This is a genomic window from Alteromonas sp. S167 (assembly GCF_036864375.1).
In the GTDB taxonomy this organism is placed as follows: domain Bacteria; phylum Pseudomonadota; class Gammaproteobacteria; order Enterobacterales; family Alteromonadaceae; genus Alteromonas.
Window position 1 is genome coordinate 1 of record NZ_JAZETR010000016.1, and the last position, 14,113, is coordinate 14,113.

Sequence of the window (14,113 nt, forward strand, 5' to 3'; positions counted from 1 at the left end):
GGTGGCATTATTTCCCCGAAGATAAACACCAATATGGTCGCCTGAATACTTATGGTTTTTAAAGTTACCACGTTTGACAATTGGGATAGAGCCTAAAGTATTGGTTATTTGCTGTTGAAGTTCTGGAGTGCTGAACTTTGAATTTTTTGGAACAACTATAAGTGGCGTAAATAAGAAGTGAGAGAAGTCTTGATTGCCAGTTACTACGATATATCCACTTTTTTCTAATTTGATTCTCAGGTTAGTTAACTTTGTTTTACTAATTCCGTTTGAATGTAGATGAATAGTAGGTTTGGCTACTGATGTGCACCCAGCTAATATAATGATAAAAAATGACAAAAGTATGGTTTTCATCCCTGACACCTAAGAATTTAATCGACCCAAAGCGGTACGATTTCCCGAATCGGAACGGGGCTTTTGTCCGTTTAAGCTCTACTAAGCCTAACCCATAAGTAACTGCAATTACTACTAAATTTTACATTGGAGGTTTCTACTCAACGTTTAAAAACGCCAAAACGGCTTGCAGGTAAATCTGCGGTATTTCACGCAAAAACAGTTTCTGATATAACTCTATGTTGAAAAACATTTAAGTAAAATCACCAAAGCTAAAAGGAATTACTGTTGTTGGAAGGGCCTAACTACCAAAACTACTCAAATAAAGCATTGCTTGAGGCATTTGAAAGCATTGATAGGGAAACATACCCTGAACGGTTTTCATCGCTTAGCGCGATTATGCGCGAAAAAGATCTGCTGGTTGACACACCAGAAGGGCTGCAGGTAACCAACTCGGCTTTAGAAGAAGCTTATGGCCCTCAAGTAGAGTCAGAGCATATGCCCAGCTATACGTGCGAACCACCTACGCCGCAGTATTGCGATGAAGGGAATTACATTCCTAATGAAGTGCCTTTTAATAAGCGCGCTTTGAACACAATTGTTGCATTAGGCATTATTGTGTACGGTAGCTACGGCCTCTATATTGATGAGTTATGGGTTCCGCTTGCGAAGAAGCTAGTAGTTGCACTGTCGGGCTTGTCTGCGGTTGTAATGAGTGTAGCAATTGTGTTTGCCGCAGCGGTATTGATTGTAGAAATTGCTGACCACTACGACAAACGCGATAACGAATTAACCTATTACAAAGCAGCAAGATTTTGCCGAGCCGCAGGTTATGGTAGTTTTGGCACTGCCGTATTAGTTGCGCTAGTAACGGGCGACTTTTATTTTATTTAAGTGGTTTGCTTACGCACTATATCTACTTTCCGCTTAATAAACATAAGCTGCCTAGTGTAAGGCGCTAGGCCAAGGCTGTTTTAGGTCACAAATAACTTTATCAATCATGGTGTAAATTTGAGTTTGGTCATCTTGCATAAGGGCAAACGCTCGCAAACCAACAAATTGATTTTGTAGCCAGTTAGCAGCTAGTTCTACTGGCGTATTGTTGGGCAGTTCGCCTTTTTCAACGGCGTTAATCACAATATTTTTAAAGCAGTTTTGAAGCGTTTGCATACCTTCAATTACTGCTTTTTTTGCAATATCGCCAATTGTGTCTAGTTCATTTACCGACTTAATCAATAAGCATTGGCGCATAAAACGCTGTTTGTTAGGGTGTAATAGTGCTTCTGCAAAAAAATCGCGTAGTGCAGCTACAGGCGAACTGGCCGTTGCAACTTGGTTTAATCGCAGCTCACTGTTCTCGGCATATTTGTCTATCACCAGCTTAAATAAGCCTTCTTTGCTTTGAAAGCGCGCGTAAATACTGCCCGGACGCATATCCAATGCTTGTTGAATATCACGCATACCCGCACCTTGAAAGCCACGCTGCCAAAACAGAATTGTTGCTTTTTCAATAACTTCATCTTGATTGTATTTCATACGGATATACCTTATGCGTGAAAGTTTTGAACGACCGTTCAATTATCTCTTGAACGATCGTTCAAGTAAACCTATTATTATAACCAGTGACAGCTTAGTAGTTACATTGGTAAGTGCATGTAATACCGAAGGCACTAACTCATTAGTTCACATCGATAGGAGAGTGACATGACTGATTTTACAATACATACACAAGAAACAGCCCCAGAAGCAGCAAAGCCTTTACTAGAAAAATCGCAGAGCGCGTTTGGTATGATCCCGAACCTTCATGCAGTGATGGCAGAAGCACCAACGCTATTAGACGGTTACCAAGTACTGCACAAACTCGCGCAAGAAACGTCCTTTAGTGCAGAAGAGCTTACCGTTGTGTGGCAAACCATTAATGTTGAGCATGCTTGTCATTACTGTGTTCCGGCGCACACGGGGATCGCAAAAAGTATGTCAGTACGCGACGACCTAATTGAAGAGTTGCGAAACGATGAAACGTTATCAGACAGCAAACTTAATACGCTGAAGCAAACCGTGTTAGCCATGACGCGTGGTCGCGGCCATGTTGAAGGTGCACAACTTAATGCTTTCTTTGAAGCGGGTTACAAGCAGCAACAGTTGCTAGAAATTGTGCTTATATTGGCGCAAAAAGTAATGAGTAATTACACAAATCACCTAGCAGAAACACCAGTAGATGAACCATTCAAAAAGTTCGACTGGTCACCTAAGTAACAAAATAACTAGTTACTTAAAAATAGCTGAAATGTATAACAGCGCGGAGGCTTAGTGTCCGCGCTGTTTTATTTGAAGCAAGTAAACGTATTCTGTTATGCCGAATACAACAATACTGGCAACGGTATACATTACTAGTGCAGATATCATGGCTACCTCGAAAGCTTCTAATGAAGCAAGCAGGTTATATTGCTAATGGACGTTGTGCGCTAAGTGCGTTAACAGCGTGTATAGTTGCGCTATCGTCATAGCCTTTTGCAAGCAACTGTGCTTTTAACTCTTCGCTTGAAGAATTGCTGTTATGTTTGGCAAGGGCAATAGCTTCTATTACGCAGGTAAGGTGTGACGTAGATGTAGAGTTGTTCATATTTCCAGTCTTAAACACTAAACACTGTAGTAATGTCACCTGAATTCAAGTCAGCCACGTTACACATCAATGACGTTTTTATGAAATTTGAATCTCTTTAACTACCCACCGGTATTCTGCTCTTTTAAAACATACGCTAACTGTGCTTTCCATGTGTGATTAGTCATAAGCTGTTTTTTCCCAACTTCCAATGCATTGGTGTAAAGAGCGTCTGTAGCATTCGGCAGCGGCGCATTATGCGCAAAAGCGCCAGCATTGTTAAAAGCAGACAGTGCAAAAGGCGCATTCCACGCTATTACACCAGTACCTGCTGCAATGGCATGTATTACTCTTTCATGCAGGCCGCGTTCAAAGCCTGGTGACTGATGCAGCACAAATTCAAACTGCTTAAATTTATTGCGAAGCGCATCAAACGACACACTTTGTTCATACTCATGAAAGTCGCAAACGTTACGGTAGCGTTCTACGTTATTACCTACTACGGTTAGTTTAATTTCGCGCTGTGCAAAATCTAACAAACAAGCCTCTCGCTCTTTAGCGCGTAAATAACGGTCTACCACGGCAGATATTCGTAAAATACTTTCGTTAAGCGTGGTGCGTGCGGGTGAGGTAGCTGTAGGTAATACGCCAATACGCTGCAAGAAATCGGTTACGTTAGCGCATGCATCTATAGCGGCGCCTAAACTCTTCCATACGGGGGCTAGTTCGTTAAATGCTGCTTGTTTGTCGTTAAATGAAACCGGAAACAAAATGCTGTTTGGCTTTTTTAAGCCGTACTGTTTTTCGCTACTGGCATCTTCATTACTGCTGAAAGCAGGGTCGTTGTGCGAGATGGCGTGGGGGAAATAATGTGCTTTTATGCCGCAGGCTCGCATGAATTCCACGTGCTCTTGTGCAACACATAATATAGTAACCGGATGACCGAAAAAGCGCAGAATTAAGTGCAGTGGGTTATCTACACAAAATACATAAAGTGGGTTCGTTTTCGCATAGGCTAGGGTGTCGTGAGTGTCTGAAAGCTTGCCTAAACCTACACCGTTAAAGCTAATAATAAATGCATACTGCTCTAGCGCACAAATGTGTGGAAGGCCCTTATCTATGTTGGTTTGGTTTTCAACATTTAAGAAATCGACATCGTATCCAAGCAGTTTCAAATCGTCAGCTATGCCGTTTAAAAAATAGCTTACAACGCTGTATTGATTTTGCCCGGTTAATATCAATGCTTTCAACAATTCATCTCCCTATGGTGATTAATCGAAATGGTATCAGGCTACGTAACACTTACGGAAGTGTTATACACTCTTAATTATTCAAATAAAGTTTTTTGTTGTACTGCGTTTGCGCTCTTAGTGCAAATAGGCATTGATGAGCGCCGACAGCATTTTGGGTTCTCAAAACACGCGCTGTGTAGGAACACATTTAAGTAAGGATATCTATTGGCTAGTTACCATTTTTATGAACCCCAGCATGGGCACGGTTTGGCGCATGACCCGTTCAACGCCATTATTGCGCCGCGCCCCATAGGCTGGATTTCCACGCGCTCTAAAAAGGGCGCGTTCAACCTAGCGCCTTATAGTTTCTTTAACGCGCTAAACTACACGCCACCCATAATAGGCTTTTCAAGCGTAGGCGATAAAGACTCGCTAAAGAACGCCAGTGATACCGGTGAATTTTGCTGGAATTTAGTGTCCAAACATCTCGTTGAGGCCATGAATGAAACCAGCAAGCCATTACCGCGTGGCGAAAGCGAGTTTGAAGCTGCAGGGCTAGAATGGGCGCCTGGTAACGTTGTCGATGCACCACGGGTTAAAGCTAGCTTAGTGAGTATGGAGTGCCAAGTTACCGATATTGTGCAGCTTAAAGGAGCCGCGGGCGAGGCCGTGAACAGCTGGTTTATTATGGGTGAAGTAGTGGGCGTGCATATCGACAAATCGCTTATTGAAGACGGCGTTTACAACACACTGAAAGGCAACCCCGTTATGCGTGGCGGAGGCCCAGGCGATTACTTTGGTATCAGTGAAGATAATTTCTTCGAATTGCTCAGGCCGAAGTAAGCCTGAAGTAACACTACATTATTTACTATTTTGCAGATCTTGTGAGGTCTTCTTGTAAGGCCTCAATCTGCTCTAGTACCGATAAAAAGCGTTCGCCAAACGGTGTTACCTCGTACTCTACGCGTGGTGGCAGTTCGTGATACACCTGCTTTTTCAATATGCCGAAGTCCACATTGCGCTTCAAACACTGATTCAGTACTTTTGTACTCAGGCCCTCAACAGAACGCACCATCTCTCCAGGCCTATTTACGCCATTAGCCAATAATTGATACACCGTAAGCGACCACTTGCAGCCGTAAATGGTTTCGACCATGCGTGCACTGTCTTGTGGTGGCAACTTTCTTTCAATTTGTTTTTCTTTAGTATTCATAAAGATGTACCAAAAAGTACCTACCGTACCAATTTATACTTACTATTCATTGTCTTATCTGGTCGTTAAGGTTACCACGAATTTCAATTTTGAAGGACAGTTATTATGACGTTTTCATTTGGTGGTAAAGCATTAATTGTAGGTGGTTCTAGTGGTATTGGGTTAGCTACAGCTATTAAATTAGTAAGCAGTGGCGTTAGTGTCACCATAGTGGGTAAAAATACGGACAAACTGCAACGAGCAGTTACGAAGCTTAAAGAAGTTGCAAAACAAGGTTCTGCTGAAGTGGGCTCGCTCAGTGCCGACTTATACAAAAACAGTGATGTGGAAAGCCTGATTGCACACGTTAAAGCACAAGCCAAGCCGTATCAGTACTTAGTGAATGCAGCCGGCTATTTTAATCCTAAAGCGTTCACGCTGCATACAGCCGATGACTATGATCAATACCATTCGCTAAACAAAAGTATATTTTTCATAACACAAGCTGTGTCGTTAAAGATGCAAAGCGCCGGAGGTGGAAGTATTGTAAACGTAGGCTCGATGTGGGCAAAGCAGGCGGTAAAGGCCACGCCATCATCGGCTTATTCTATGGCGAAAGCGGGGCTTCATGCTATGACGCAGCATTTGGCTATGGAATTGGCCGACAGTAATATTCGCGTAAACGCTGTATCACCAGCAGTCGTTAAGACGCCAATATACAATGCGTTTATTCCTGAAAACGAAACCGACGAAGTGCTATCTACTTTTGATGCGTTTCACCCAATGGGACGTATAGGTACACCTGAAGATGTAGCTAATGGCATAGCCTTTTTAATGTCTGATGAGGCAAGCTGGACAACCGGCGCCGTAGTAGACATTGATGGTGGCGTAATGGCTGGAAGAAACTAATATACGTTTGAAAAAGCGTTTTACTGCCATACTGCTGAGGCAAAAAGATGAGGTACAAGTCATGAGGCAAAAACAGTTTGTAGGTAATTTATGTTGAATATGAATTTTGATGAACGCTTGGCTATTCGTACTGAAGACGAGCAGTGGCAGCCTTCGCCCTCTAGCACCGTGTGGCGTAAACCGCTTGAACGAGAGGCGAAAGAGTCGGGGCATACTACCAGTGTGGTGAAGTATGAAGCGGGCGCAAGTTTCAAGGAGCATAGCCATCCACTGGGTGAAGAAATATTGGTGCTTGAGGGCGTATTTTCCGATGAGCACGGCGATTACCCTGCTGGTACATATCTTCGTAATCCGCCGGGAAGTAAGCATAGCCCGTTTAGCAAAGAAGGCTGTGTTATTTTAGTTAAACTTAATCAGTTTGATAAAAGAGACTTGCAAGAGGTAAGAGTGAATACCAATACCTCGCCATGGCTTCAGGGGCAGGGCGGTCTTCAAGTAATGCCGCTGCATAATTTTGAACATGAACACGTTGCTTTAGTAAAGTGGCCTGTTGGCGAGGTTTTCAAGCCGCATAAACATTTTGGTGGTGAAGAAATATTTGTTCTTTCAGGAACCTTTAAAGACGAGCATGGCAGTTACCCCAAAGGTACATGGCTTCGAAGCCCTCATATGAGTCAGCACCACCCCTATGTTGATGACGAGACCGTGATTTGGGTGAAAACAGGGCATCTGCCTGTGGCGCTGTAAAACGTCAAAGCAAAAAAGGAGGCCGAACGGCCTCCTTTTGAATTTATACTATTTACATGCGAAGCGTTAATCCCACACGCCGTCTTCAGACTTACCCTGTATTTCACAGTCGCCAGCTTTGTATTCTACCTTCTCGCCGCTGTCTTTCTTTTTAAAGTAGTCTTTGCTGATAGCTACAATAGTGGGGGTCATCCACATAATGGCAATAATATTGATAACGGTCATTAACCCTAGCGCCATATCAGCCATTGCCCATACTTGCGGTAGCTTGGCTTGTGCACCCCAATAAATCATAGCTAGGTAGCCAATGGTGTACACGGCACGGCCTATGCGGTTATCAAGCTTAAACATGTGCAGGTTACTTTCGCCGTAGGCATAGTTTGCCACCACCGACGTAAACGCGAATAAGCTAATTGCTGCGGCAACAAAGTCGGTACCGCCTTCACCTAAATGACTGCTCATGGCATCTTGTGTAAGGCGTATGCCTTCCATTTGTTCTGAACTAGACCCGCCTGCTAGCAGAATAATAAACGCCGTAGCGGTACACAAAATCATTGTGTCTAGGAACACGCCTAGCATTTGAATATAGCCTTGCGAAACTGGGTGGTTAGGGTTTGGAGCTGCACTAGCTGCTGCGTGCGGTACAGAGCCGCTACCGGCTTCATTTGAGTAAAGGCCACGCTGAATACCATTTTTTATAGCTGCACCTAACGCGCCAGCCCCAGCTTCCTGTAAGCCAAATGCCGATTTCACAATATCCAATAGCATGGCGGGAAGTTCTGAAATGTTGATAATGGTGATGCCTAGCGCTACCAATACATAGCCAATACCCATAAAAGGCACTACGTATTCGGCGAAGCGCGCAATTCCACGTAAGCCGCCAACAACAATTAATGCGGCAAGGGCGATAATTCCCAAGCCAACGACTTCTTTTGGAAAGGTATAAGCGTTGTTTAACGCATCGGTAATGGTGTTTGCCTGTACAGCACTAAATACAAATCCATAGCCAAAGAAAAGGCACAGCGAAAAAGCTACAGCAAGCCAGGTTTTATTTAAGCCTTGTTTTATGTAGTAAGCTGGGCCGCCGCGAAACTCACCGTTTTCATCGCGTACTTTATAAAGCTGACCTAAAACACTTTCAGCAAAGCCGGTGGCCATACCTAAAAGCGCAATCATCCACATCCAGAAAATAGCGCCTGAACCGCCTAACGAGATAGCCACGGCTACACCGGCTAAGTTACCCGTACCCACCCGTGCCGATAAGCTTGTGCAAAGGGCTTGGAACGAACTGATGCCGTCTTTTGTTGAGGTGTTACTGCCTTTTAGCAACGAAAACATATGGCCGAAATGACGAAGCTGTACGCCACCAAGTTTTACAGTAAACCACACACCACAGGCCACTAGCATAACGATAAGGACTCGGCCGTCGCCCCACAACACATTATTTACAATAGAAACGAGATCGTTAATCACGCAATTTCCTTTGTTATTGTTATTTTTTAGAGCCTAACTGCTGACAGAGAAAAGCGAGCAATGCACTTAATTAGCCTAGCTGAATAAGGTGACTAAAGTGCAATGTCAGAAAAGTTCGGTAAAGCTCTAATGTAGTAAAACGATAATACTAGCATGACGCGTGGCGAAAAGGGGGAAGAAAAAAGCGCGCCTTCTATGAAGATTTGCTCTTGGATATAGCAAAAAGCAAAAAACCGCTCAAAAGAGCGGCTTTTCAGAATATGGCTGGGGTAACAGGACTCGAACCTATGAATGGCGGGATCAAAACCCGCTGCCTTACCAACTTGGCTATACCCCAATTTGGTGCGGAAGGAGAGACTTGAACTCTCACGCCGTGAAGCACTGGAACCTAAATCCAGCGTGTCTACCAATTCCACCACTTCCGCATATGTAGACTTTCCAATGAAGGAAATATAAAAGTTGGTGGCTACGGCGAGATTCGAACTTGCGACCCCATCATTATGAGTGATGTGCTCTAACCAACTGAGCTACGTAGCCTTTAACTTTTAATTCAATAAAAAACCGCTCGTTTGAGCGGTTCTTCAAGAATATGGCTGGGGTAACAGGACTCGAACCTATGAATGGCGGGATCAAAACCCGCTGCCTTACCAACTTGGCTATACCCCAATTGGTGCGGAAGGAGAGACTTGAACTCTCACGCCGTGAAGCACTGGAACCTAAATCCAGCGTGTCTACCAATTCCACCACTTCCGCGTAGACGCTAGCTATATAAAATCATTCAAAAAAGAATGGCTGGGGTAACAGGACTCGAACCTATGAATGGCGGGATCAAAACCCGCTGCCTTACCAACTTGGCTATACCCCAGTTGTGGTGCGGAAGGAGAGACTTGAACTCTCACGCCGTGAAGCACTGGAACCTAAATCCAGCGTGTCTACCAATTCCACCACTTCCGCGCAGCTAGACTTTCCTAAGAGATAACAGAGAATTGGTGGCTACGGCGAGATTCGAACTTGCGACCCCATCATTATGAGTGATGTGCTCTAACCAACTGAGCTACGTAGCCTCTTTGTTTCTCTTCCCTCTCAGGAAGTGGCGCGTATTATGCGTATATGACTGGCAACCGTCAACCCCTTTTTTGCTAACTTTTTTTAAATGCTCATTATGTGTTCGTTAGGGTATGAATAACGCACAAAAAGCAGTGAAATTGAACAACTTGAGGTGAATTATGTTGTTAAGCTACCATGGTGAAGTACTTGATTTTGTTTGGTAATAACACACGTCTATGGGTCTTGGGCCATAACTATTGTCATGAAAAAATGGGTTATCTAAGTGTTTGCCCGTTTGAATACGTTTTTTAAATTCTTCATGGTGGGCAGTTTGAATAAAATACGGCGTATTGTTTTCATTGTGTACATAAGCACGTTTAATTTTGCTGTTATCGGTTATATTTTTAAGCACGCCACCTTGCGATAAATCTCCTCGAGGAAGCTTTTGTAGTATTTGCATGCCTTCAACTACTCTACCCACCACCGACATGTTTCTGTCTAGGTGTCGCGGTGCCTGCCCTATAACAATGTAAAACTCAGTACTTGCCGTATCTTTTTCACTATTTCTAGCAAAAGCCACTACGCCAGGGCAATGTAACCCCCACATTTCTTTTTTCTGCTCATCGATGCCCACTGGGAAACCATCAACAAAACCCGTTTTAGGGGCAAACATATCGTTTTCTTCAATAACCTGAACATTACTTGAAAGAGGCTGCGTAAACTCAGCGTTTAATGGTGAAAGTAGCTGTGCATCGAATTTACTTTTATCATGGCCGTCATTGCTGCCTGCTTGAGCTACAAACCCATCTATTACCCTGTAAAAACTTTGATTATCGTAGAAACCGGCATTAATGAGCTGCTTGAACCTAGCAACATGGGTAGGCGCAAGAGTGGGGTGAAGCGCTATAACTACATCACCATTAGAAGTTTCGAAGGTTAAGGTATTCCTTTTTGCCACCTCAAACCACGGTGCATTATTGTTATTGATAGGCTTTTCATAAACTTCGCTTTGGTTATTATCTGCATGTACGGACGTTACCCCAAAAATGAAGAGCAGCAAGGAAGTAATAATTACGCTAACGTTTCTATTTAAACACCTAACTTTTTTCAGGTGTGTTTGTGCGAAGCTGTGTGATGGCGAGCAAGTAAAAGTTCGGTTCATAAGTAAATCATGAGAAGAAGTTTAAAACGCTATATCAACATCTTTCATAATATCTTATCAAGCTGAAACGCAATTTGTTTTATGCAGAGTGTAAATCGAGGGATTCGCCCCCTACACATTGTGCAGAGGACGTTTATCAAACATCGTTACAATGGTAAAGACGTTAATTTTTGTGTAAGTGGATTAAACTCGAAACGCACGGTTCCTACTGTTGATTGTCCATTCTCATCTACATTCGAATCATTGATATCGCTTACCAGTTGGTCGATAACAACACGATATGATGTTGGTCCATTCGCCCAGCCGTTAACACGCGCACGATATGTTTTACCCGGTACTACACCGCCGCCTACTTGCTCATTAGAGCCAAGGTTTCCGGACGTTGCCATTATATTCCCGTCTTCATCGAGTAATTCAAAGTCGAGATCTGGAACCGCAACTACCTCTACGTCAGCACTCAACGTTGCGATAACACTTGTTGCGCTTGGTAATGCAACGAATGGAATATCAACGTAATCTACGCCATTTACGAGTGACTCGTCTGCGGCACCAATTAGGATGATACCAGTATGTTCCTCTACGTTGTGGTAAACCACCGACTGTTCTTTCGGTGGAGAAACGTCATTTGTTGCGGTTTCGCCAATTCCTCGAGAAGAGGCACCTGCTTCAAAACCACTAACCCTTGCTTCGAACGTAAATAGCTTACCTTCGGGGTTATTAAATTTAAGATGACGTAATTTTGAAAGGCGGTCTGCATCGAGTGATTGATCAAAACGAAAACGCGCGATGTCACCCTGTTGCCCCGAACCGTCGTTGTCAGCGTTTGTTACGGTAATATTTTTGTTACTAATGTGAGTGATGTCAAAATCGATAGGGCCGTAGATACGCTCATCGCTTTTGTTCACTAGTGCAAGATCAACAGCGAATACGTTGTTGTTAAAGCTTACGTTACCAATTTTGTAGTCAACTCTGTCGCTTACGTCTAACGCATTCAACCCCGTTGATGCAATGCCAGACATTGCAGAGAACCCTACTTGTTTTATGTCATTTTGCGCAATGCTTCGCACTACATATTCGTAGTCAAAAGAATCAATGCCTTGTCCTGCACCACGACCGAAGCCTTGACCTTTGTCTAAATACGAAGTGCCACCAATTACAAAATCAACGTGCGTAAAGCCGTCGAACGTAACGTCACCATCAAAGTACTCACGGTTAGGCACGCCAGTGAAAAGGCGTGCACTACTGCCTTTTCTGCGCTTAAGCACTTGGTATCCCAGTGCGCCAGGCACGGCATCCCACGTTATTTCGATTGCTTTTTCAGAGACAATGAACGCATCTACGGTTGAAGGCGTTGCTGGTTGTTCCTGATTAGCAGTGAAATGACTTACCGCTGTTGAAATCGTCTGACGACCGCCTGATGGTGCTTTTGCGTTAACCCCTAATTCACGCGCAGCAAAAACGCGCTCAATAAGTGCGTGGTGTTTACCCGGCGCTGTAAGATCAAGTGGGTCCGTTGGGTAAAGTGCCGCGTCTGCTATCATGACCGCGTCTCGCGCTTTAACAAATGTATCAGGTGCGGTAATTCCTAACACATACATTGAACCTAAAAATATGCGTTCCCAGGTCTCTTTACCCAGACTTGCTGGGTCGGTCGGATCACCTGTAACTTTATTGGGACGCTTAAACTGGTTGTCAGGTAGCATGGCAACCATGAATTCACGTAAGTCCCACATGGCACCAGCGTAGATCTCGCCGTCACGGTGAACTTGGAAAGCGTTGTCACGAGTACCTAACTGCGAGTAGCGAATTTGGCTTTGTGCAGAGCGGATAAACTCAAATGAGTCTGGATCTGTCCCACGTTCTCTTAGTACTTTTCTGAGGTCACACGAGTTTACGGGATATGTACCTAAATCTGGTGTTTCACCAATCGTATATGCCCATAAATCTGCTTGCCCCTCATTAAGTGCGCCCCCTTCCGGTTCACCTTCGAATCCTGCAATTGGAGTGATCGTCGCATGGGTGCCTTCGTGAATAGGTACCGAGAAGTCCATTGCTAAGTTGTTGAATAGGTAACCATGTCCGTATGCTGTTGGGTTAACGACCACTTCTTCACCCGCAATTTCTTGAGATAGTGGCACAGCAAAGGCATTATCAAGACCCAACAACTTAGCCAAAAACTCTGGATCAGCTGGGTTATCTGGAGCATCTAATACGTTTGGTATATGGACCACACCAACAAGTGGAACAGCTTCGTTAGGGTAGCTATTTGGAAAAGAACCGTCACCCACGCCGCGACTATGAACACTGTCTCCATCTTTATGCATGTAATCTAGGTATTCTAGTAGCGTTGTAATGTAGATAAATTGGCTAATACCGTCGATGTGATGAGCAGGTGATGGCGTTACGTGATCATTTTCTTTCGGACGTGCTTCAATCGCCGCATCTTCACTGAAATGGTAGGTACCCGCTGCTGCTTGCGCAAATGGTCCTTTAGTTAATAACGCACTTTCAATTAATGCATGCTTACCTGTTAGAAGTCCTTCAACACCCGTGACAAAATTGGAGTCGTTGAACTTGCGAAGGTTAATTCGCTCCATTCCTTTAGGTTTGCCAGTGAAGCCACCGTTCTCATCTTCGATAAGACAATCGCCCTGCATAGATGCAGTAATGGGCGGAAACGTCGGAAAATAGTCTGCAGTAGGTTGAACAATGCCTGTATCGGTTACTGGGTTTACTGGAAGAATGGTTTTCACGCGGTCTGTGCGCGCTAAAATATCACCCGTTTGCGCATCTACAGTGTATTCAAATACGCCAAATGGGTTTGTTGAATAAAAGAAAAAGCGCCATGCAAGCTTTAACTGATCATTGTCTTGCACGACAATTTTTTGGGGAATTGGTTTTGAGAAAACACCAAGTGCTTTTTCGATTTGCGTAAATGCGGGTGTTAGCACTTCAAGTGCTTCTGTGGGGAGTACTTTGGCATATTTCGCAATATCGTTTTCAGCAACACTTACTGCATTTTGCGCAGACAAACTAACGTTGTTAGACAACTCAGCATCGCTGACGGTGTCAACGAATACTGCACGTACAACTTGGGCATCATCGATAAGTAAACCCAATCCGCGATCTTTAATTTTTACGCCGTTTATCACTTGATCGAAGCGTACTAAATTTCCGCCTAGCGCCTGTTTACTGCGAAATGGATTAAAGACAAAGTCGTTGACTGTAAGACCACCTAGGAGTGATGCGTACTGACTTATAAAATCTAGTCCCATCATCTCTGGTGATGAACCCGCAACGTCAATGGCAAGACCAAATGCGGTGTCTAAATTCCCGTTAGTTGTTCGTACTGTGGCGTTAGAGAACGCGCTGGTAAGTTCACTAAGAGAGTTTTGCATTGCAACATTCGCTGCAGA

Annotated in this window: 13 protein-coding genes and 8 tRNA genes; 5 read left to right on the forward strand and 16 right to left on the reverse strand. The window is 44.0% G+C overall.

Features of this window, described 5'->3' with window-relative positions; genetic code table 11:
- Positions 1-354, reverse strand: a 354-nt coding sequence (locus V7R35_RS17480; protein WP_334016172.1) for a hypothetical protein, incomplete at its 3' end; no start/stop codon positions are given.
- Between the two features lie 267 nt (positions 355-621).
- Here V7R35_RS17480 and V7R35_RS17485 point away from each other — a divergent pair.
- Positions 622-1,227: a hypothetical protein gene (locus V7R35_RS17485; RefSeq protein WP_334016173.1), complete on the forward strand. Its 606-nt coding sequence runs from the start codon at positions 622-624 to the stop codon at positions 1,225-1,227.
- 51 nt (positions 1,228-1,278) lie between these two features.
- On the opposite strand, the gene V7R35_RS17490 is transcribed toward V7R35_RS17485, so the two are convergent.
- Positions 1,279-1,869 (reverse strand): TetR/AcrR family transcriptional regulator, encoded by a 591-nt coding sequence (locus V7R35_RS17490; protein ID WP_334016175.1) that lies wholly within the window; start codon positions 1,867-1,869, stop codon positions 1,279-1,281.
- A 168-nt stretch (positions 1,870-2,037) separates the two neighbouring features.
- Between V7R35_RS17490 and V7R35_RS17495 the strand changes: the two genes are divergently transcribed.
- The gene (locus tag V7R35_RS17495) at positions 2,038-2,589 is read left to right on the forward strand and encodes a carboxymuconolactone decarboxylase family protein (protein ID WP_334016176.1); all 552 of its coding nucleotides are present in this window, start codon (positions 2,038-2,040) and stop codon (positions 2,587-2,589) included.
- 184 nt (positions 2,590-2,773) lie between these two features.
- On the opposite strand, the gene V7R35_RS17500 is transcribed toward V7R35_RS17495, so the two are convergent.
- Both V7R35_RS17500 and V7R35_RS17505 read right to left on the reverse strand, forming a co-directional pair.
- Positions 2,774-2,956, reverse strand: a complete 183-nt coding sequence (locus tag V7R35_RS17500) for a hypothetical protein (protein WP_334016177.1) — start codon at positions 2,954-2,956, stop codon at positions 2,774-2,776.
- A gap of 101 nt (positions 2,957-3,057) precedes the next feature.
- Positions 3,058-4,185 (reverse strand): hypothetical protein, encoded by a 1,128-nt coding sequence (locus tag V7R35_RS17505; protein WP_334016178.1) that lies wholly within the window; start codon positions 4,183-4,185, stop codon positions 3,058-3,060.
- Positions 4,186-4,392: 207 nt separating this feature from the next.
- Between V7R35_RS17505 and V7R35_RS17510 the strand changes: the two genes are divergently transcribed.
- The gene (locus tag V7R35_RS17510; protein WP_334016179.1) at positions 4,393-5,010 is read left to right on the forward strand and encodes a flavin reductase family protein; all 618 of its coding nucleotides are present in this window, start codon (positions 4,393-4,395) and stop codon (positions 5,008-5,010) included.
- A 25-nt stretch (positions 5,011-5,035) separates the two neighbouring features.
- On the opposite strand, the gene V7R35_RS17515 is transcribed toward V7R35_RS17510, so the two are convergent.
- Positions 5,036-5,380 (reverse strand): winged helix-turn-helix transcriptional regulator, encoded by a 345-nt coding sequence (locus V7R35_RS17515; RefSeq protein WP_334016180.1) that lies wholly within the window; start codon positions 5,378-5,380, stop codon positions 5,036-5,038.
- Positions 5,381-5,485: 105 nt separating this feature from the next.
- Between V7R35_RS17515 and V7R35_RS17520 the strand changes: the two genes are divergently transcribed.
- Together V7R35_RS17520 and V7R35_RS17525 are read left to right on the forward strand one after the other, a co-directional pair.
- Entirely contained in the window at positions 5,486-6,268 is a 783-nt protein-coding gene (locus V7R35_RS17520; RefSeq protein WP_334016181.1) for an SDR family NAD(P)-dependent oxidoreductase, read from the forward strand.
- Positions 6,269-6,358: 90 nt separating this feature from the next.
- Entirely contained in the window at positions 6,359-7,015 is a 657-nt protein-coding gene (locus tag V7R35_RS17525) for a cupin domain-containing protein (RefSeq protein WP_334016182.1), read from the forward strand.
- A gap of 66 nt (positions 7,016-7,081) precedes the next feature.
- Here the strand turns inward: V7R35_RS17525 and V7R35_RS17530 are convergent, their stop codons facing one another.
- The 11 genes from V7R35_RS17530 to V7R35_RS17580 form a co-directional block, all read right to left on the reverse strand.
- Entirely contained in the window at positions 7,082-8,488 is a 1,407-nt protein-coding gene (locus tag V7R35_RS17530) for an alanine/glycine:cation symporter family protein (protein ID WP_334016183.1), read from the reverse strand.
- A gap of 261 nt (positions 8,489-8,749) precedes the next feature.
- Positions 8,750-8,825: transfer RNA gene (locus tag V7R35_RS17535), tRNA-Gln, on the reverse strand.
- Between the two features lie 3 nt (positions 8,826-8,828).
- A tRNA-Leu gene (locus V7R35_RS17540) sits at positions 8,829-8,913 on the reverse strand.
- Positions 8,914-8,948: 35 nt separating this feature from the next.
- A tRNA-Met gene (locus V7R35_RS17545) sits at positions 8,949-9,025 on the reverse strand.
- 53 nt (positions 9,026-9,078) lie between these two features.
- Positions 9,079-9,154: transfer RNA gene (locus V7R35_RS17550), tRNA-Gln, on the reverse strand.
- Between the two features lie 2 nt (positions 9,155-9,156).
- A tRNA-Leu gene (locus tag V7R35_RS17555) sits at positions 9,157-9,241 on the reverse strand.
- A 36-nt stretch (positions 9,242-9,277) separates the two neighbouring features.
- Positions 9,278-9,353 (reverse strand) — tRNA-Gln (locus V7R35_RS17560).
- Positions 9,354-9,357: 4 nt separating this feature from the next.
- A tRNA-Leu gene (locus V7R35_RS17565) sits at positions 9,358-9,442 on the reverse strand.
- 33 nt (positions 9,443-9,475) lie between these two features.
- A tRNA-Met gene (locus V7R35_RS17570) sits at positions 9,476-9,552 on the reverse strand.
- Positions 9,553-9,725: 173 nt separating this feature from the next.
- Positions 9,726-10,493, reverse strand: coding sequence for a peptidylprolyl isomerase (locus V7R35_RS17575; protein WP_334016184.1), 768 nt, complete (start codon positions 10,491-10,493; stop codon positions 9,726-9,728).
- Positions 10,494-10,843: 350 nt separating this feature from the next.
- Complete coding sequence (locus tag V7R35_RS17580; protein WP_334016185.1) at positions 10,844-14,095, reverse strand: M36 family metallopeptidase; 3,252 nt, start codon at positions 14,093-14,095, stop codon at positions 10,844-10,846.
- Between the last annotated feature and the right edge of the window lie 18 nt (positions 14,096-14,113).

Excerpts from the sequence above, each read along its gene's own strand:
- V7R35_RS17500 (WP_334016177.1), bottom strand. The coding sequence starts at position 2,956 with ATGAACAACTCTACATCTACGTCACACCTTACCTGCGTAATAGAAGCT.
- V7R35_RS17580 (WP_334016185.1), bottom strand. The coding sequence starts at position 14,095 with ATGCAAAACTCTCTTAGTGAACTTACCAGCGCGTTCTCTAACGCCACA.
- V7R35_RS17490 (WP_334016175.1), bottom strand. The coding sequence starts at position 1,869 with ATGAAATACAATCAAGATGAAGTTATTGAAAAAGCAACAATTCTGTTT.
- V7R35_RS17515 (WP_334016180.1), bottom strand. The coding sequence starts at position 5,380 with ATGAATACTAAAGAAAAACAAATTGAAAGAAAGTTGCCACCACAAGAC.
- V7R35_RS17495 (WP_334016176.1), top strand. The coding sequence starts at position 2,038 with ATGACTGATTTTACAATACATACACAAGAAACAGCCCCAGAAGCAGCA.
- V7R35_RS17525 (WP_334016182.1), top strand. The coding sequence starts at position 6,359 with ATGTTGAATATGAATTTTGATGAACGCTTGGCTATTCGTACTGAAGAC.
- V7R35_RS17520 (WP_334016181.1), top strand. The coding sequence starts at position 5,486 with ATGACGTTTTCATTTGGTGGTAAAGCATTAATTGTAGGTGGTTCTAGT.